General features: G+C 40.5%; 16 protein-coding genes and 1 pseudogene. 12 read left to right on the top strand and 5 right to left on the bottom strand.

All coding sequences use genetic code 11. The features are described from left to right. Nucleotides 1–5: 5 nt before the first annotated feature. Genes kdpB through kdpF form a run of 3 tightly spaced genes read right to left on the bottom strand, consistent with a single transcriptional unit; the run spans nucleotide 6 to nucleotide 3878 of the window. The gene (kdpB, locus tag P3L40_RS16415; protein ID WP_164560946.1) at nucleotides 6–2069 is read right to left on the bottom strand and encodes a potassium-transporting ATPase subunit KdpB; all 2064 of its coding nucleotides are present in this window, start codon (nucleotides 2067–2069) and stop codon (nucleotides 6–8) included. Between the two features lie 14 nt (nucleotides 2070–2083). Continuing rightward, nucleotides 2084–3787, bottom strand: coding sequence for a potassium-transporting ATPase subunit KdpA (gene kdpA / locus P3L40_RS16410; protein WP_112307271.1), 1704 nt, complete (start codon nucleotides 3785–3787; stop codon nucleotides 2084–2086). Between the two features lies 1 nt (nucleotide 3788). Further along, nucleotides 3789–3878 carry a K(+)-transporting ATPase subunit F gene (kdpF, locus tag P3L40_RS25155; protein ID WP_071585860.1) on the bottom strand — a complete coding sequence of 30 codons (90 nt, stop codon included), beginning with the start codon at nucleotides 3876–3878 and terminating at the stop codon, nucleotides 3789–3791. Nucleotides 3879–4330: 452 nt separating this feature from the next. On the opposite strand from kdpF, the gene P3L40_RS16405 reads away from it, so the two are divergent. From P3L40_RS16405 to P3L40_RS16355, 11 genes and pseudogenes are all read left to right on the top strand, one after another. Continuing rightward, nucleotides 4331–4537, top strand: coding sequence for a YbfA family protein (locus tag P3L40_RS16405; protein ID WP_036957942.1), 207 nt, complete (start codon nucleotides 4331–4333; stop codon nucleotides 4535–4537). 234 nt (nucleotides 4538–4771) lie between these two features. Continuing rightward, nucleotides 4772–5515: a type 2 GTP cyclohydrolase I gene (locus P3L40_RS16400; protein ID WP_136134925.1), complete on the top strand. Its 744-nt coding sequence runs from the start codon at nucleotides 4772–4774 to the stop codon at nucleotides 5513–5515. Nucleotides 5516–6371: 856 nt separating this feature from the next. After that, nucleotides 6372–6890, top strand: coding sequence for an Hcp family type VI secretion system effector (locus tag P3L40_RS16395; RefSeq protein ID WP_004246976.1), 519 nt, complete (start codon nucleotides 6372–6374; stop codon nucleotides 6888–6890). A 69-nt stretch (nucleotides 6891–6959) separates the two neighbouring features. Then, complete coding sequence (locus tag P3L40_RS16390; protein ID WP_316927981.1) at nucleotides 6960–9068, top strand: type VI secretion system Vgr family protein; 2109 nt, start codon at nucleotides 6960–6962, stop codon at nucleotides 9066–9068. A 14-nt stretch (nucleotides 9069–9082) separates the two neighbouring features. After that, nucleotides 9083–10000, top strand: coding sequence for a DUF4123 domain-containing protein (locus P3L40_RS16385; RefSeq protein WP_316927980.1), 918 nt, complete (start codon nucleotides 9083–9085; stop codon nucleotides 9998–10000). A gap of 2 nt (nucleotides 10001–10002) precedes the next feature. After that, entirely contained in the window at nucleotides 10003–11637 is a 1635-nt protein-coding gene (locus tag P3L40_RS16380) for a hypothetical protein (protein WP_196731812.1), read from the top strand. An 11-nt stretch (nucleotides 11638–11648) separates the two neighbouring features. Then, a complete protein-coding gene (locus P3L40_RS16375) occupies nucleotides 11649–12650 on the top strand; it encodes a hypothetical protein (protein ID WP_096864937.1) in 1002 nt (333 codons plus the stop codon). Between the two features lie 14 nt (nucleotides 12651–12664). After that, entirely contained in the window at nucleotides 12665–12934 is a 270-nt protein-coding gene (locus tag P3L40_RS16370; protein ID WP_136135428.1) for a type VI secretion system PAAR protein, read from the top strand. 117 nt (nucleotides 12935–13051) lie between these two features. Beyond that, nucleotides 13052–13648, top strand: coding sequence for a LemA family protein (locus P3L40_RS16365; protein ID WP_136135427.1), 597 nt, complete (start codon nucleotides 13052–13054; stop codon nucleotides 13646–13648). Beyond that, nucleotides 13645–14823 carry a TPM domain-containing protein gene (locus P3L40_RS16360; protein ID WP_210852924.1) on the top strand — a complete coding sequence of 393 codons (1179 nt, stop codon included), beginning with the start codon at nucleotides 13645–13647 and terminating at the stop codon, nucleotides 14821–14823. The genes P3L40_RS16365 and P3L40_RS16360 overlap by 4 nt, the downstream gene beginning before the upstream one ends. Nucleotides 14824–15005: 182 nt before the next feature. Continuing rightward, a pseudogene (locus P3L40_RS16355) lies at nucleotides 15006–15210 on the top strand (hypothetical protein); the annotation flags it as partial. Nucleotides 15211–15473: 263 nt separating this feature from the next. Here the strand turns inward: P3L40_RS16355 and P3L40_RS16350 are convergent. Next, nucleotides 15474–16607, bottom strand: a complete 1134-nt coding sequence (locus P3L40_RS16350) for a multidrug effflux MFS transporter (RefSeq protein ID WP_210852922.1) — start codon at nucleotides 16605–16607, stop codon at nucleotides 15474–15476. 130 nt (nucleotides 16608–16737) lie between these two features. Here P3L40_RS16350 and P3L40_RS16345 point away from each other — a divergent pair, with 130 nt between their 5' ends. Then, the gene (locus P3L40_RS16345) at nucleotides 16738–17499 is read left to right on the top strand and encodes an AraC family transcriptional regulator (RefSeq protein ID WP_004256845.1); all 762 of its coding nucleotides are present in this window, start codon (nucleotides 16738–16740) and stop codon (nucleotides 17497–17499) included. Nucleotides 17500–17584: 85 nt separating this feature from the next. Here P3L40_RS16345 and P3L40_RS16340 read toward each other — a convergent pair whose 3' ends face one another. Then, complete coding sequence (locus P3L40_RS16340) at nucleotides 17585–18871, bottom strand: citrate synthase (protein WP_004256842.1); 1287 nt, start codon at nucleotides 18869–18871, stop codon at nucleotides 17585–17587. Nucleotides 18872–18894: the final 23 nt, after the last annotated feature.

Here is an 18894-nt window from a genome sequence, read left to right as displayed (position 1 = left end):
ACTCCTTATATTCCAAAAAAACTAATAAGCAGATCAATCAGTTTGATCCCAACGAATGGCACAATTAACCCGCCTAAGCCATAAATGCCTAAATTACGTTGCAATAATGATTGGGAACTCATTGGGCGATAATGGACACCTTTAATGGCTAAAGGGATCAAGAAGATAATAATCAATGCGTTGAAGATAACCGCAGAAAGGATAGCGGACGCAGGTGAATGTAATTGCATAATATTTAATGCATTTAATTGTGGCCATGTCACCGCAAAAGCTGCAGGGATAATGGCAAAATATTTAGCAATATCATTGGCAATACTGAATGTCGTTAATGAGCCGCGAGTCATCAACATTTGTTTACCAATATGCACGACTTCGATTAATTTGGTTGGGTTAGAGTCTAAATCAACCATGTTACCGGCTTCTTTTGCCGCTTGGGTGCCAGAGTTCATTGCCACTGCGACATCCGCTTGCGCCAGTGCTGGCGCATCGTTGGTGCCGTCACCTGTCATGGCAACTAAGCGGCCTTCAGATTGATATTGGCGGATCAACGCCAGTTTGGCTTCCGGTGTGGCTTCAGCAAGGAAATCATCAACCCCAGCCTCTGCCGCAATAGCAGCGGCGGTTAAATGGTTATCTCCCGTGATCATCACGGTCTTTATGCCCATACTGCGCATTTGAGCAAAACGCTCTTTCATTCCACCTTTAACGATATCTTTGAGTGCCACAACCCCTAATACAGTTTGGTTATCAACGACAACGAGTGGGGTTCCTCCCAAATGAGCAACTTTTTCGACCAGTTGATCGGCTTCTACTGGGAATTTACCGTGGTTAGCTTCTATATAACGACGGATCGCATCCGCAGAGCCTTTGCGGATCATCCGTTCGCCAATATTGACTCCACTCATACGCGTCATTGCAGAAAAAGGAACAAAAGTCGCATTCAGGGCATGAATATCTCTTTCACGTAAATTGAATTTTTGTTTTGCCAGTATCACAATACTGCGGCCTTCTGGTGTTTCATCGGCTAAAGAAGATAATTGTGCTGCATCAGCCAGTTGCTGTTCAGTGATACCCGTTAGCGGTAAAAACTCGGAGGCTTGGCGGTTTCCCAGTGTAATTGTCCCTGTTTTATCGAGTAATAGAACGTCAACGTCTCCCGCAGCTTCTACGGCACGCCCGCTGGTGGCAATAACATTGGCTCCTAGCATGCGGCTCATTCCTGCTACACCGATAGACGAAAGCAAGCCACCAATGGTGGTTGGGATTAAACAAACTAATAGGGCAATCAACACTAAAATAGAAACTGCATCGCCAGCACCGGCATAATCTGCGGCAAAAGAGGTAAAGGGGTACAAAGTTGCACAGACAAGGACGAAAATGATCGTTAATGCAGTTAACAAAATGGTGAGTGCGATTTCATTGGGTGTTTTACGGCGTTGCGCACCTTCCACCATGGAAATCATTCTATCTAAGAAGGTTTCACCGGGGTTGACCGTACATTCCACGATCAGCCAATCGGAAAGTACGCGAGTTCCCCCTGTTACAGAGGAAAAATCACCACCAGATTCACGGATCACTGGAGCGGATTCCCCTGTAATTGCGCTTTCATCCACAGAGGCGCCGCCTTCGATGACTTCCCCATCGCAAGGAATGGTATCTCCGGCACGGATCAACACAATATCGCCTTTACGTAACTGATCTGAATTCACTATTTCTTGATTGGCATCCAGCGAAGCAGACGCTAAACGCGTTGCGCTACTTTGTTGCTTTACGCCTTTTAAGCTTTGGGCTTGTGCTTTGCTACGCCCTTCAGCGAGCGCTTCCGCAAAGTTGGCAAAAATAACCGTAAACCACAGCCAAAGGGTGATCATACCACTGAACCAAGCACTACCTTGTGTGTAACCCATTACCATGGCTAACCAAAGTAACGTAGTGATAATACTGCCAATAAAGACTACAAACATCACTGGGTTACGCCATTGCGCTTGCGGGGTGCATTTTTTGATTGATTCAATAATAGATTGTTTAATTAATTGATTGTTGAATAATTTAGTTTGTTTATTTTTCATTTTTTTTCCCCTCATTATCCTGCAAAACCAATGTGTAATTGTTCAGCGATTGGCCCTAATGCTAAAGCCGGCACAAAGGTGAGTGCGCCAATGAGAAGCACGGTGAAAATAAGTAACCCAATGAATAAAGGTCCTGTTGTGGGTAAAGTGGCATGGCTTTGGGCTTGTGGCTTTTTATTGGCCATTGAGCCTGCAATCGCTAAGACGGGAAGGATCACACCAAAACGACCAATAAACATGGCTATTGCAAGTAGCACATTGTAGAACGGCGTATTCGTGCTGAGCCCTGCAAAAGCGCTACCATTATTATTGGCGGCAGAAGAAAAGGCATATAGCACTTCACTAAACCCATGCGCGCCTGGGTTTAAAATCCCTACACGCCCAGCTTCGGTCATTAATGAAATAGTTGTACCAAGTAGCACTAAGGTTGGGGTGACTAAAATCGCCAGTGCGACCATTTTCATTTCACGCACTTCAATTTTTTTACCCAGGTATTCAGGTGTACGGCCAATCATGAGACCAGCAAGGAAGACTGCGAGTAATACAAATAGCAACATGCCGTATAAACCGGAACCGACACCGCCAAATACCACTTCACCAATTTGCATTAACCACATCGGCACCATTCCACCCATTGCAGTAAAGGAGTCATGCATGGCGTTAACCGCTCCACAAGAGGCTGCGGTGGTGACGACGGCAAACAAAGCGGAGCCGACAATCCCAAAACGACTCTCTTTTCCTTCCATATTGGCAGAGCTAGTGGCATGCAGTTCGGCTAAAAATGGGTTTCCCACATATTCCGCTTTAACTACGACTATGGCAGCAACCACAAAAATGATCCCCATAACCCAGAGTAAGGTATGGCCTTGCTTGTTGTTACCAACGACACGACCAAAGGCAAAGCAAAGTGCAGTAGGGATTAGGAAAATCGCTAACATTTGCACAAAATTACTCAGTGCAGTTGGGTTTTCAAAAGGGTGCGATGAATTAGAGCCGAAGAACCCGCCACCATTTGTGCCGAGCAATTTTATCGCTTCTTGGGACGCAACTGGCCCCATCGGTAATAGCTGTTCACTGCTATCTAAAGGATGAATAAGTAAATAATTGGAAAAATTTTGGATCACACCTTGGCTGACAAAAAATAGCGCAAAAATAATCGCTAAAGGGAAAAGCAAATACACAGTAATGCGGTAAATATCTAACCACGCATTACCGACAGTTTTATTGCCATGGTGTGAAAAAGCACGAATAATTGCGAAGGCCACAGCAAGGCCTGTCGCTGCGGAAAGAAAGTTTTGTACAGTCAGCCCTGCCATTTGGCTTAAATAACTTAATGTATTTTCGCCGCTATAGGCTTGCCAGTTAGTATTAGTAACAAAACTAACCGCGGTATTAAAGGCTAAATCCCAGCTCATCCCTTCAAAGTGTTGAGGGTTAAGAGGTAAACGGCCTTGGCAGATTAAAATAACGAATAATAAAACAAAGCCTAAAAGATTAAATAATACAATTGCTAAGGCATATTGTCGCCAATTCATCTCAGCCATTTCACGCCCTGGTTGTTTGACTCCAGCAAGGCGCCAAAGTAAGGACTCACTGCTTGCTAACCGACGAGGTATATCATTGTCGATTAGCCGAGCAATACCGTTACCTAAAGGTTTTGCTAAGATGAATAAGATCAGTAAAAAACTACCTAAAAATAACAATGTAGTGGTAGTCATATCAGAAATCCTCCGCGTTAAGCAGGGCATAAATCAGATACGCCAGCAGTAAAACAACGAGAACTGCCCCAATAATGGAAAGTAATGACACAGTATTTTCTCCTTATTATTTCCATGAGATAAGGCTAAAGAGTTCGTTGTAAAGAAGCTGATAAAAATCACGGGTAGGGTGTAAAAAAAGTATAAAAATGGTTATTTATCGAGCAAGAAGAGAGTGCTTAATAGAGAAAGTGGCGTGTGGTTTTATTAATTTATTTGTTAAATAATTGTAATTTAAATGTACAAATAAAACATTAATTGGTTAAAAAATGTAATAAAAATACGGAATGAACAGATTTTTTAGAAAAATTTACATACTAAGTGGTCAGATGAGTAGTTTTATTACACAATTTGCGATATCCTATCTACAGTCAATATATTTCATATTATCTGTTCGGTTTTAGTCGCTCTTTACTACTGTGTTAATGGGAAATGTGTGTTAATGGGGAATGGTAGAGCAAAGCTGGAATCGACAAATAAAGTGGCAACTGAAGGAGGATACCGATGTCCACATATCGCGAATATTCCCGTAATCAGGTACTTGCACGCCGCACTGCTGCTGTAACAGCTGGCATTATTGCGTTTCCGGTTATGGTTTTTTATCCAAAAAGAGCAAAGTTTTATAGCCATTTACATAAAGTTTGGGCAAAAACCAGTGATAAACCGGTTTGGCTAGAACGTTCAGAGACAACGCTGGAAAGCCACCGCTAATTTAGTACTTAATGGCGAGTAATAACCCCTACGATGTTGAATTGTGGGGGTTTTGTTTTTTTATTTTTTTACTTTCATTTACTATCCAGCTGAATTTTTATCGATTAATGCCCTCGATTTGCTTTAAATAACACAGAAAAAAATTATGTTTCCGTTTATGCTTATTGATTATCAGTCAATTACGTTCAAACTGGTGGATAAACCGTTTAGCTGTGCAGTAAAAAGGACAACATAATGCATAATTTAAGATTAGAAGAAATCATTAATGAAGAATTGAAAGTTAGTGAGTTCCAAGATTTTGCACCGAATGGATTGCAAGTTGAAGGGCGACCCCATGTACATAAAATCATCACAGGGGTGACAGCTTGCCAAGCATTGCTGGATGTTGCTGTTGAAAAGAAAGCTGATGCCGTCATTGTTCATCATGGCTATTTTTGGAAAAATGAGCCAGCCATTATCAAAGGCATGAAGAGAAATCGCTTAAAAACATTATTAGCGAATGATATCAACCTATATGGTTATCACCTCCCATTAGATGCACATCACCAGTTAGGTAATAATACCCAGCTTGCTTATATTATGGGGGTGCAGGTGAACGGCCAAATCGACCCATTAATGCCATTTGGTTTTTTTGATCAACCTATTACACCTTCAGAATTAACGTCTCGCTTAGAAACTCGTCTTGGCCGTAAAGTTCTTCATTGTGGTGATAATGCAAAAGAAGAAATTCGCCAAATTGCATGGTGTACAGGAGGAGGGCAAGGTTTCATCCTACAAGCGGCGGAATTTGGCGTAGATGCCTTTGTAACAGGGGAAGTTTCCGAGCAAACCATTCATATAGCAAGAGAAATGGGTATCCATTTCTACAGTGCAGGGCATCACGCAACGGAGCGTTATGGGATTAAAGCGTTAACTAAGTGGTTAGTCGATGAGCAGGGGTTAGATGCAGAGTTTGTCGATATCGATAACCCTGCCTAATCTTCGTCGCCTTTCAAACCACAGCGTTGTTGGCTGCATTCACGAACCCTAGTCACATACTTATGTATGCTCCTAGGGCTTCGCTCTCTTGCCGCCTAGCTGTGATTTGAAAAGCATAGAAGATGGATTAATAATATATTTATAGAATTAAATTTTCGTTTTATTCGAGCGGTGGCGGTGTTGGCTTCACTTAATATGTATGTACCTAAGATTTAGTTTGATATTTGAACGTATTATCAATATGACCGATACTTTTCATAAGCTTAGATAAGTATCCTTCTGTTTTCTTTTAATATTATTCTTTAATATAGTGCTTTCTTGCTAAATTATTGTACCGCTCCTATGTCACACAGGAAAAACGTAAAACTTACAGTTGGTTAGCATATTTATCAATATTAATAACTAGTAATTGCATGATAAATAGTTAAATACACTGATGAATTAGACCGATAATTTCACTGCTAGTAGAGGGTAGCTTAAATTCTCTATTTTATTTATTTTAAATCATGTTGTTGCGATAACCTCTTAAGCTGAAATATTTGGTTACATAGTTTATTTCTATGTACATTAGAACTTACTGGGCTTACCGCAGTTTGGTCTATTTTTTGCTCGATGATTGTTTTGTTATGATTCGTTTTTGGTGTTTTTCTGAAATTATATAGCGATATTTCAACCCGTTTACGCTAAGTCACTTATCCTAGAGAGATACAAACCAGCCCTCAGGTTTACATATCATTCATCAGATTTTATTATCCTTCAAGTAAATCTTACCGTGCGCACTGGCTGAGATGACGGAAATTAATCGATAATTATGTCGACTTAACCCAATTTGTCATTCTGGATAAAGGATATCGCTATGCCAACTCCATGTTATATTTCCATTGAGGGAAAAACCCAAGGCAACATCACTGCCGGTGCATTTACTGCCGATTCAGTGGGTAACATCTATGTACAAGGTCATGAAGACCAGATGCTGGTGCAAGAATTTTCTCATGTTGTGACTGTACCGACTGACCCACAATCCGGCCAGCCTTCAGGCCAACGTGCGCACAAGCCGTTCCGTTTCACCGTGGCGTTAAATAAAGCCGTTCCACTGCTGTATAACGCCTTAGCGTCTGGCGAAATGCTGCCGAAAGTGGAACTGAAATGGTACCGCACATCGGTTGAAGGGAAGCAAGAGCATTTCTTCACCACCACATTAACGGATGCGACTATCGTGAATATCGATTGCCAAATGCCACACTGCCAAGACCCCGCGAAAGCGGATTTCACGCAGTTAATCGAAGTCTCTCTGTCTTACCGTAAAATCGATTGGGAACACACCGTTGCAGGCACATCCGGTGCTGATGACTGGCGTGCGCCGCTCGAAGCGTAAGTTCAAATTTAGCGAGCCTTTCGAGGCTCGTTTGCGTTTTTAGCTTTTTCTTCCGTAGAGGAAATTCCCATGTCTTGGACAGACCCCAATAAAAACAAACGACTTGGCAGCCCCGAAAATAACCCACTTATTCACGGTGGTGGGTATGCGGGTGGCAGAACCTATGCACAAGACCAAGCCTTGCAAGAAGCCCATGGGCAACTGCTAGAGCGTATTATGAGTGGCGAAATGGGGACAGGATTGGTATTCACTTGCACAATTGGTGGGTTACCTGAAAATACCTTTCAAGTGACCCAGTTTGATTTACAAGAAGGGCTTTCCCAGCTCTTTTCACTGTCGATTCAGGCGGTCAGCCCGCTACCCGAGATTGATTTTCAAACGGTACTGGGTGTGGCCTCTTCGTTGACTGTAAAGCGAGATGGAAAAATTCTTCGCACGGTACAAGGCATTTTAGCCGGGGCAGAGCAAGGCAATACCGATGGGGTTAAAACCTGGTATCACTTTGTGATACGCCCCGAAATGTGGGTGATGACGCTTAAGCAGGACAGCCGCATTTTCCAAAATATGACGGTGCCGAACATTCTTGAGACGCTATTAAGCGAGTCTCACATCAAATTTGATAAGCAGTTTTACCACCCTGAAGAGCATCTAAAACGCGAGTATATCACCCAAAAGCGTGAAACGATGTATGAGTTCTGGTGCCGCCTCGCTGCCGAAGAAGGGATTAATTACTGGTTCGAAGAAGGCCCACAACTGTTTTACAGTGACCGTCATTTAGGCATGAAAGCGGGGATATCGCTCACCTATAATCCGCAATCTGAAACGGATATCACCGACAGCACCGCCACCACATGGCGCTATGCCGAGCAGTTGTGCAGCGATATTCGCGTGGATAAAGACTACAATCAACTCAGGCCCTCTTACCCGCTGAGTCATCAAGTCACTGGGGAAGTGCATCAACAACATGAAATCTTTGAAAGCTATGGTCGCTTTCAAGAAGATGCGCAGGGGCAACCTTTTAACCAAATTCGCTACGAACAATCACAAAACCAGCGGCAAGTAGGAACGGCTACGACGAACTGCATTGAGTTAGCACCGGGGCGTATTTTTACCTTGTCTAACCATCCTAGCCCTCGAATGAATACGACGTGGCAAGTGATTAGCGTATCCCACCACGGCGTGCAGCCCCTTGCCGATAACAGTGGCGGTGAAGGCACCCAACTGAGCAACCAGCTTTCCTTTATCCCCAGCACCCAAGAGTGGCGACCGCCCTATCGGTATAAACCCACAGCGGATGGGGATGAGCTGGCTACCGTTGTCGGGCCACCGGGTGAAGAAATTTACACCAACTCACAAGGGGCGGTTACGGTCTATTTCCATTGGGACAGGCGCGGCAAACCTGACCATAGCGCGTCTTGTTGGGTGCGAGTCGCCCACGGTTGGAACGGCGATGGCTTTGGGTTTATGTCCATCCCCAGAATTGGGCAGGAAGTGATTATTTCCTATCTTAACAATGATATAGATAAACCGATTATTACAGGCTGTACCTATAATGGCCGTAATCGACCGCCCATTGATTTACCGAAACACAAAACACGCACGACATTTCGCACCAAAACCCACAAAGGGGATGGCTTTAATGAGTTGCGTTTTGAAGATGAAGCAGGCCAAGAAGAAATCTATCTGCATGCGCAAAAGAATTTGGCCATCAATGTGCTGAACTCACGGGGTGAACGGATTAATTACGACCGGACAACCAGTATTGGTCATAACGATGAACTGGTTGTTGCCAGTAATCGGACCGTGACGGTTGAAGGTAATCAAGCGCACAAAACAACCGGTAACTACCAAGATAAAGTGGAAGGAGACCACCACCTTTCGGTTGAGGGGGATTTGGTTAAGGCAATACAAGGTGTGGTCAGCGTGAATGCACAAGGGGATATCACCTTACAAAGCAGCAGTAAAATCACGTTAAAAGTGGGCGGAAGCTTTGTCGTTGTTCACAGCGGTGGCGTGGATATTAAAGGACCGGCGATAAACTTAAATTCAGGGGGAAGCCCTGGGGATATCCTGCAAGCAACTAACCCTGCGGTACTTAAAGCCGCTGCGAGCAGTGGCGCGGCCTTTGTGGCGCATTGTCCCATGAAGGAAGGGCAAGAGGAGGCGGAAAATGGTTAAACCTGAAACGTGCTATGCCGTTATCGATGCAGCTTTCCGAGCCCGATGTCTTTAATTTGTTCGCCGAGCACGAACCGCCGGCGAGTTGCCTATACAGCGAACCGATTCAACCTGAAATTGTGTCATTAGCGCCCTATTTAGTGGAAGTGACCGAAGAGGTGCAACGCTGGTTAAGTACGCGAGAGACGCCTTGGGGAATTTATGTTTATACGCACGCAACCATGCGTGAGTTACGTCAGCATCTGCGCAAATACTTGATGGTGATGATACCGGGACAAGAAAAGCCGGTCTTTTGGCGTTTTTATGACCCTCGCAATGTGTGGGATGTGCTTGGAACCTTTGATAATTGGCGATTGCATGTGTTTTTAGGTCCTATCACGAAACTGAAGACATTGCTATGGGGAGAGGAAACGGCTTCCCGCTTTGAGCGTGAGCGCCGTGGATTTCCGGATAATGCGAAGCTTGGGGGCAAGCTGATGCGTTTTACCCCCATTCAATATGATGCAGTAAATCTCGTTTTTGAACGCCAATTTTTAGACCAGTTAATTTACTTTTTTATTCACGCCAAAAGTATGAGTTATCAATCACAAATGGATTTTTCATTAGAGGATTGGGTTGTCAGTGCGTTTGAACGACCAGCACCGAGAGCACAAAAAATACAAGAGCGTTATGGTGAAACCACTTGGCGGCAAAATTGGCAATTAGCCAGAGATGTACTTTCATTATGCCAACAATATGGAATTGAAGATAAACACTCTTATCAGTTGTTCTGTTTTTTATTGGTAAGGTACCAAATTTATGGGATTGGTGATATGCCAAAAGAATGGTTAAGTCAGCTATCAAGTGCTGAAGGGGGACCGTCATTTCGAGTAGAAGAATTGGTTAAGCAACAATTAGGTTTTGTTCCTGACTTTTTATTTATGGAGAAATGAGGATGTCTAAATATTCAACAGTTGTTGCAAATGCCTGTCAAACTTGTGGGATACCAGAGCCTTGCTATCAACAATTAAAAATAACAAAAGTTAGTAAAGATGTCGATATCAATGGAGACGTATTATTGCACTGGCGAGGTGAACCGCTACCTTTTTATGGCGAGACAATAATTGATGAAGGTGATGGTGTTGATGTTGAAATTATGCTTAATGGTAAATTACATGAAAAAAATATTCATACAGCCTTTATTTCATCAAACCGAACACAAAAATCAATAAGCATTAATTCACCAACGTCATTTCACGTTACTTATGACGAATATCAGAATACAAGCTTCTTTAACGCCAGTAAACTGATGGATATGTTTTTAGGTGCTTTAGGCCCATTTAGTGCGTTTAAATCACAACAGTATAAAATTCAAGCTATGAACTGTAATGGTGATACACCCACTTGGATGTTTGATGTTAAGCCATCAGTTAAGATTGGTTTCTCACTTGAACTGGAATACGCGTTTGGTGCTGGTAAGAGATCGGATAATGAAAGAAGAAAAGAGCAAGCGGGAAATTTGGTTAATGAAAGAATGAAAGGAAGGCCGGGACAAAATACATTACCTGAAGATTTCAATCGATACCGAAAAGGTTGGACGTTAAGGACAGTTCCATTCTTTAAGTCGGAATCAACATCCTTTAATATTGAATTATATTGTGATATTGCAGGAAATGAATATACATTTACACCGTATGGCGTGTCCAATGAGAAAAAAACGTTACTGGATAGTTTGAGTGGTTTAGCCAAAATTGCTGATATTTTTAATGATTTTCAAGACAAATTTCTTTGTGTTTCAGATAAACGTATTCCAGAGAAAAGTAGTGAATATCCTATATTTGATTTCTCGTTCTTACCCTTAAAGCTTGGCCTAACTTTTTATATTGATAATGTAGCTAAACAAAATGATGCAAAACTTGTGAGCGCCTTACAAGGATCACCTTTTTTTGGGGGCGAAATTAAAATAGATGTATTGCAAATTGCCGCAAGCTATGGAGGTGTTCTGACCAAAAAGTTAGTGAACGCTTTGCAAGATGCGTTGAAAAAAAGAGAAGGCCAAGCCGTTAGCGCTGAATTTAATATTGATCTAGTTTTATCCTGTGAAATTAACTGTTTCATTGGAATGGCTCAATTATCAGGTAGTAATAGCACTGAGTTTTGTATTGATGGAGATAATAATTTTAAAATTACAATTAGTGGCGGCATCAAAGCCCATGCAGAAGCGAATGTATTTTTCATGACAGCATCGTTTAATTTTGAATTAGAATTAAAAACAGCTGCATCAATTGAGCTTGAATCTCATAAAAATGGAATTGACTTAGTTGTTTGCCATGATGGTATTGTTCTAGGGTTAGGGTTGTCAGCTGATATAAAAAAGGAGACAGATGAACAGTCACCTGATGAATTAAATTATTCATCTAGTCCAAAGGATTATGAATTATATGAAATTGCAGATCCACTCAAGTTAGAAGATTCTGATTTAAGATTTAATTTAATTGGCGCAATAAAACAAGTTCCTAAGAGAGAACGTCAGCATATTAGATCTGCTATTCCTCCTGGGGCAAATCCAGGATTTAAACTTAAATACTAGGGGGTGTAAACATGAAAAATATTATTTTATTTATTTTATTTTTTTTAGGAGGGGCTAACATGGTTCATGCGCAGGATAATAATTATACAGTTAGAGCGAGCATTGATGTCGCTTATATGTTTTGTGATTTTAAGGTGAATGGAGTATCGAGCTTTGATAATAGAAGGCAAACTTTTGTTGATAAAGGAATAGTATCTACAAATACTAATGTCCAAATTTTGGCCAAAAATGGTATGAATACAATTGAGATTGAAGTAGCACCATTATCATGGTTTGAACCCAATAAAACAAATAATGACTCTCATTTCTTTAATAAAAATGCATTTTGTAATATCAATATATATCAGACTAATAGTATAACCAATGAGAACCAAAAAATTACAGATGTAAATATATTAATAGGCAAGGATGGTGTTCCTCAGGCATACGTTAATAATAAAGTTGATACTAGTGTTGAGGTGATTTTTTCTTTGTCTAAGAATACAAAGGAAGTATTATTTAACAAAATTAGAAATGTTATTGGGGATTTTGAGTATCCTAAAAACGTTAAATTAACTAAATTTAAAAAGAATATAGAACTTAAAAATATACCAGATTGGATATGGATTAAGTCAGATGATTTTGATGAAAGTAAATTACCAGAATTAAAGCTTGCATATCAAGAATTGTGGGATGCTTTTAATGAAAAAGATATTTCTAAAATTCGCAAGTTAAATTATCATGCAAATGAAGCTTGGGCTTTATCATCAAATTCTACAGAAGAAAAAATATTTGAATCTTATAGTATAACTGAGAGGGTACGAGACCAATCATCAAAAATGATAGAAATTACCTGGGATAACTTTATACCTGTTGTAATGAATGATCGGAAAATGGTAAAGATGATATATAAAGAAGATTTTTCATACTCACCAATAACTATGATTTATTTAAATGATAAGGGTAAAAAATTATTATATAGCTTTTCTCCTATCTTTTCATTTGTTAATGGAAAATTCATTCCAGTCATATAGTCGGGTACTATTATATGCCAAACATTATTCTTATTGGTGATTCTGATACAGGCCATGGTAAACATGGCCCTACCCATGTGATTACAGGTTCATCAACGGTAAAAGTCGATGGTAAAGCGGTTGCTCGGCAAGGAGATGCGTTAGCGCCTCACGGTGGGCATTCAAGAACTATCGTTGGTGGATCAAGTAGTGTATTTATTGATGGTAAGCCTGCGGCCAGAACAGGTGATACAGTAAGTTGCGGTGGCGTATTAATTGGTAATTCAACGGTAAAAATTGGTTAGAAAATACGATGTTCTGACAGATAATAATTGAGTTCGCTAGGATTGATGATAGTAAAGAAATTAGTGTTACACCAGATAGTCAATATTAACATTAAGTGGTTAATATAAGGATATTTAATGCGCAAGTTAGCGATAGGTTTGGTATTAGTGATGGTTGTAATTTTTACTCTGTTAGTTAATTCTTACAATACAATCCAAAAAAATGATGAGTTAGTCTCTGCGGCAGCGTCAGAATTATTAAACCAATATCAGCGTCGATTTGATTTGATCCCTAATCTGGTCAGTACAGTTAAGGGATATTCAAGTCATGAAAGCAATGTGTTACAAGAAATTGTAAAGGCGAGAGCGTCTGTCGGGAAAATTAATGTGGATGGTCGCGTGTTTGATGATCCTGAAATTTCTGCGAGCTATCAAAAAGCTCAAGATAATTTAGGGCAATCTCTATCACGTCTGTTAGTCATTTCAGAAAATTACCCTGAATTGAAAGCAAACTCACTCTATCAAGACCTGATGGTACAGTTGGAGGGAGCTGAAAATCGTATTTCAGTTGCGAGAGGGCGGTATATAGAGGCGGTACGCCATTATAATACTCAAATTAGGCAATTCCCCTATAACTTAATTGCGGAATCTATGGGGTATGATAAAAAAATTAATTTTAACGTTGAGAATGGGCATGAAATCAAAAGAACACCAACGGTGGATTTTAACTCATGATACGTAATATTTTATTTTCCTTGCTTTTATTTAGTGCTATTGCGAGCGCATCAGTGAATAATACACCCCCATTAAAAATAGATAGGGTCATTGATCGTGCAAATTTATTAACGGCGCAGCAATTCAAAACGCTAAATAATTTATTGATTAATTTTGAAAATAATCGGAATGATGGTTCACAATTTGTTGTTTATATCGTTCCGACTACTGGGAGTGAAAATATCGAAACTTTCGCAAATCGTGTTTTTAATCAATGGGGGATAGGTAAAAAGGGGCTTGATAATGGATTACTGCTTGTTGTGGCAATAAATGACCGCAGTGTTCGCTTTGAAGTCGGGTACGGCTATGAGGGGACATTTACCGATGTTCTTGCTGGGAGAATTATTCGAAAAAATATGTTGCCGTATTTTAGAGCAGAAAACTATTATACGGGGATTGAGCAAGGGATTATAAATGCCATTCATGTAGCTAATGATAGGCCAATAAGCTCAACGAATTCTTTGACAGATCTTATTCCTCTTAAAATATTACAAACACATTTTATTTTAATTTATGTGATAATATTAGGGCTAATTTATTGTTTTCAGCTTGTATTTTCAACGAAAAAATTAAAAAGAAAAATTAATCAAGTGATAGCGCAGTCAGGTAAAAAAAAGAAAAATTCAGAAAAGCGAGGATATAAGATAGGTGCAAATCAGCTAAAACGGTTAAAAAATTATCTGAATTACTCATTCTATTTTCCAACATCATTTTCGCTGTATTTCCCTGTAGTGTTTTGTTCAGTCGTTGTCATTTTTTATACACAAATAATTCTTAGTGGTATTGTTAACCCTTTTATCTTATTACTGATGGTGGTGTTATCATTATTCTTTAACCTTATTTCATTAACCGTGTTGTTTATTGGCATCAATATCTTATTTCCTATTTATCGACAGCAGAGAAAAGAATGGAAAGCGATTTGTGAGTTCAGTCGATTTGGTTCACCTTTTTATCAAACTTCATATTCAGTAAACACATCCCATAAACATGCTTCTAATTTTACTTCCAGTCACGATTTCAGTTCATCAAGTTCATCAAGTTCATCAAGCTCATCTAGCTCATCTAGCTCATCAAGTTCATCAAGCGGTGGGGGAGGCGGTTCTAGCGGTGGTGGCGGTGCTTCAGGGCATTGGTAAAGTCTCTACTAAAGTCTTGATTTAGGTTTATAAGTAAGCGTCCGGTGAATCTCACCTAGCTGGTCGTGTATTAAATATGTTGATTTGGTTAAATATAATGTTCTCTTTCAGTAAAAGTACCAATAATCTTGTCATGTATTTCAGTAAATTTTGAATACCTCCATTGATGAGGAAGGCACCGAATGACGAGTTTATACACCGTAACAAAGCATTCCAAGCAATTAGAAACCACGCCATTAATTGCGGAAAGTCATCACTACGATGCTCCATTGTAGCCTCAAAACTGGTATTTTTAGATACGGTCAATAAACAGCGTTGTGTGATAACTCACCACAGCGTAATAGCCAACTCACTAATACAATACCTTTATTTATCATGCTACTAGTGTATGTTTGAAGTAATTAGTTGCATAGTTTGTTTCTATGTATATCAGAATTTACAGGGCTTATCGTAGTTTGGTTTGCTCATCTTGGGAATGTCGTTTATTTTTAAGAAAAAGCGCTTTCAAAGTATATGTATAGACACGGTAACGTTATCCCTCTAGAAACCGAAGAAAAGTTATCCGTGTCTCTGAATTATTGGTCGACCATAGGCTCAAGCAGGCATTATTTTAGCTGTACAGCTACCTAAAAGGGCTTCTCTAAATCTATTTAGTGTACTTGGCTACTCCACCTTAGTGACGCAAAAACCAACACCAAACCCGAAATAGTTAGTACTAAACCTAAGTGTTGGCTCCAACCAGCGACCATTAGACCGATGGCGAGTCCGATGTAGTAAAATAAACCTAAAATTGCCCCGGCAGTGCCTTTTCGGTCGCTATAACGGTTTAATGCATGGGCAAGTATGTTCGGGATCGCAATTCCGTAACCAATAACGACACCAATAACCGGTAAAACAAACCAAATAGAATCCATTAGAGCAAAAACTAAGCAGCCACTAACTAAAGAAATGATACTTGATAGCTTAACAAGTTGTTCAGATGTGTGTTTTTTAGCCAATAAATAGCGATTTGATATCGAACCTAAACCGACCCCAAGTGCTAATAATATCCCAGTTAATCCAAACTGTTGTTGAGTGAGCATTAATTGTTCAAAACTGAAAGGTGCCAGCTGATAATAGCTAAATAAATTAATGTTGAAAAATGCAATCAAGATCACATTTCTAATAATTTCTTTATCCGCAATCATGCGTAAAAATGTCTCAATAAATGAGACTTGTGTCACGTTTTCAGGCTTGGTCTCAGGTAAGCGACAGACGGACCAGAGAAAAAGTACCGCTGCTAAAATCGCTAAGCCGATAAAAACGGCACGATAGCCACCAAAATTGGCTAACCCAGCACCAGATAACATTCCCAACGCAGGGCTAATTGCTAAAGCAACTCCCATAATAGAAAAAACTTTCGCTAATTCATGGCCTTGGTAGCTATCACGCATGGTAGTTTGTGTGCCAATTGAACCTACGGCAGCGCCAAATGCTGACAACATTCTCATTAATAATAATAAATAAAAATGTGTCACAAATAACGCGCCAACAGAGGCAATACCATAAATCAATAAACCCGCCAAAATAGTCGGGCGACGCCCTAAGGTGTCACACATTCGTCCCCAAAACACCACGCCTAATGCAAAAGCAAAGAAATAAAGCGACAGTGTTTGTGAAGCTTGTTCCGCATTTACTGAGAAAGCACTGGCGATATCAGTGAGAGCGGGGCTGTATATGGTTTCCACAATTTGAGGAAACATCATTAAGGCAACAGCAAGCCATAATGAGAGAGGATGTTTCATACTTTTTCCTGCCAATCTACTAAAAATAAAGGGTCTAATCGTATACAACGATTTAATAGCAGGCAGTTTAGTGTTATTTTTATTGTCTTATTACAATAATAAAGACTATAAATATCAAAAAAGAGACATTATGGCTTGGTTAAATCAAACAGATGAATTTCAAACTCACTGGTACCACGCCCCAGTATTGGGAATTGCAGCAAAATTGGGGCAGCATGACTCAGGTTTTCATAAACATGAAATGGGACAGCTTTTGTTTACACAACAAGGGTGTATACGGATTTCACTGGAAAATCGCCTGTCTTTGCTTCCCCCTGGTAGAATGGCTTGGATCCCACCATTTGTTCTTCATCGGGCGCAAATGAGGGCATCAGTGGGGTATCGTTCGGTTTATTTATCAGAAGAATATGCCAAAGAAATCGGGAACGATGTGGTTATTTTAAATATTTCCCCATTGCTAAGGGAAGTGTTAGAACGTATTGCTATTGCTCCGTTTGATAGTGATTGGCAGCAGGGGCGTTTGGCCAACTTATTACCGGTATTTATTGATGAATTACAGAGTGCTGCTTTAGAACCAACACTGTTAGCACTACCGCAAGATAGGCGCTTTAAAGGGGTTGATATCGAACAATTACCACCGAATTTAAACCAATTAGCGCAAACTATCGGTGCGAGTGAGAAGACGATTACACGGATTTTTTTTAAAGAAACAGGAATGAGTTATCAAGCATGGCGCCAACAGTGGCGTTATATTAAAGCCATTGAATTACTCGCACAAGAAAAGCCATATCATTATATTACTCAAGAACTTGGCTTAACAAGTGATAGTGCGTTTATTAGTTTTTTCCGTAAAATGAGTGGGATGACCCCAAGGGAATATCAGCAGCAGTAAGCTAAATGACTTTGGTAAACAAACATGAAAAAGCCCCGAAAATTCGAGGCCTTAGCATATGTAGGGGTTCAGATTTAATTAAATATTATTTTTTTGATAATTCAGAGTTGAATTCACGTTTGTCATAGCCGGTATATAGCTGGCGAGGACGTGCAATTTTCAGGCCGTCATCGTGCATTTCATTCCAATGTGCAATCCAGCCAATGGTACGTGCAATGGCAAAAATAACAGTAAACATTGAAGATGGAATACCCATTGCTTTCAAGATGATACCTGAATAGAAGTCAACGTTCGGGTACAGTTTTTTCTCAATGAAATACGGGTCGTTTAATGCGATACGTTCCAGCTCCATAGCGACTTCCAGCAAGCTGTCATTCAAGCCAAGTTCATTTAGAACTTCATGGCAAGTTTCACGCATTACGGTTGCACGTGGGTCATGGTTTTTATAAACACGGTGACCGAAGCCCATTAAGCGGAAAGAGTCATTTTTGTCTTTAGCGCGCTCGATAAATGCAGGGATGTGCTCAACAGTTTGGATTTCTTCCAACATACGTAAGCAAGCTTCGTTAGCTCCACCGTGAGCAGGCCCCCACAGTGAAGCGATACCCGCTGCGATACAAGCAAATGGGTTTGCGCCAGATGAACCCGCAGTACGAACTGTCGATGTTGAGGCGTTTTGTTCATGGTCAGCGTGCAGAATCAAAATACGATCCATTGCGCGTTCTAAAACAGGATTAACTGTGTATTCTTCACATGGTGTAGAGAACATCATGTGCAAGAAATTACCCGCGTATGACAGGTCATTACGTGGATAAACAAAAGGTTGGCCAATTGAATATTTGTAACACATCGCTGCAACTGTTGGCATTTTTGATAGCAGACGATAAGCCGTAATTTCACGGTGGCGTGGGTTATTCACGTCTAATGCATCGTGATAGAAAGCCGCTAGTGCGCCTGTAACACCACATAATACAGCCATTGGGTGTGAGTCACGGCGGAAACCATTAAGCATGCGAGTAATTTGCTCATGGATCATGGTGTGGCGAGTCACCGTATTTTTAAATACGTCATATTGTTCTTGAGTCGGTGCTTCACCGTATAGCAGGATATAACAAACTTCGAGATAAGAGGCTTCAGTAGCGAGTTGATCGATAGGGAAACCACGGTGCAACAGAATGCCTTGCTCACCATCGATATAGGTGATTTTTGATTCACAGGATGCAGTAGAAGTAAAACCAGGGTCGTAGGTAAAGAACCCTTTAGAACCTAAAGTTCGGACATCGATAACGTCTTGACCAATCGTTGGGCTTAAAATATCTAGGTCAATATCACCCTTACTACCAGTCGTTAGCTTAGCTTTGTTATCAGCCATTACGGTCTCCTTAGCGCTTGATA

Origin of the sequence: Providencia sp. PROV040 (assembly GCF_032706145.1) — a bacterium.
Taxonomy (GTDB): domain Bacteria; phylum Pseudomonadota; class Gammaproteobacteria; order Enterobacterales; family Enterobacteriaceae; genus Providencia; species Providencia hangzhouensis.
Note: the sequence above shows the minus strand (reverse complement) of the source record. Positions and strands in the feature narration are given on the sequence as shown.

What these genes read in the sequence shown, in the direction of transcription:
- kdpB (WP_164560946.1), bottom strand. Translation starts at nt 2,069, where the DNA reads ATGAAAAATAAACAAACTAAATTATTCAACAATCAATTAATTAAACAA.
- kdpA (WP_112307271.1), bottom strand. Translation starts at nt 3,787, where the DNA reads ATGACTACCACTACATTGTTATTTTTAGGTAGTTTTTTACTGATCTTA.
- P3L40_RS16405 (WP_036957942.1), top strand. Translation starts at nt 4,331, where the DNA reads ATGTCCACATATCGCGAATATTCCCGTAATCAGGTACTTGCACGCCGC.
- P3L40_RS16400 (WP_136134925.1), top strand. Translation starts at nt 4,772, where the DNA reads ATGCATAATTTAAGATTAGAAGAAATCATTAATGAAGAATTGAAAGTT.
- P3L40_RS16395 (WP_004246976.1), top strand. Translation starts at nt 6,372, where the DNA reads ATGCCAACTCCATGTTATATTTCCATTGAGGGAAAAACCCAAGGCAAC.
- P3L40_RS16390 (WP_316927981.1), top strand. Translation starts at nt 6,960, where the DNA reads ATGTCTTGGACAGACCCCAATAAAAACAAACGACTTGGCAGCCCCGAA.
- P3L40_RS16385 (WP_316927980.1), top strand. Translation starts at nt 9,083, where the DNA reads ATGCCGTTATCGATGCAGCTTTCCGAGCCCGATGTCTTTAATTTGTTC.
- P3L40_RS16380 (WP_196731812.1), top strand. Translation starts at nt 10,003, where the DNA reads ATGTCTAAATATTCAACAGTTGTTGCAAATGCCTGTCAAACTTGTGGG.
- P3L40_RS16375 (WP_096864937.1), top strand. Translation starts at nt 11,649, where the DNA reads ATGAAAAATATTATTTTATTTATTTTATTTTTTTTAGGAGGGGCTAAC.
- P3L40_RS16370 (WP_136135428.1), top strand. Translation starts at nt 12,665, where the DNA reads ATGCCAAACATTATTCTTATTGGTGATTCTGATACAGGCCATGGTAAA.
- P3L40_RS16365 (WP_136135427.1), top strand. Translation starts at nt 13,052, where the DNA reads ATGCGCAAGTTAGCGATAGGTTTGGTATTAGTGATGGTTGTAATTTTT.
- P3L40_RS16360 (WP_210852924.1), top strand. Translation starts at nt 13,645, where the DNA reads ATGATACGTAATATTTTATTTTCCTTGCTTTTATTTAGTGCTATTGCG.
- P3L40_RS16350 (WP_210852922.1), bottom strand. Translation starts at nt 16,607, where the DNA reads ATGAAACATCCTCTCTCATTATGGCTTGCTGTTGCCTTAATGATGTTT.
- P3L40_RS16345 (WP_004256845.1), top strand. Translation starts at nt 16,738, where the DNA reads ATGGCTTGGTTAAATCAAACAGATGAATTTCAAACTCACTGGTACCAC.
- P3L40_RS16340 (WP_004256842.1), bottom strand. Translation starts at nt 18,871, where the DNA reads ATGGCTGATAACAAAGCTAAGCTAACGACTGGTAGTAAGGGTGATATT.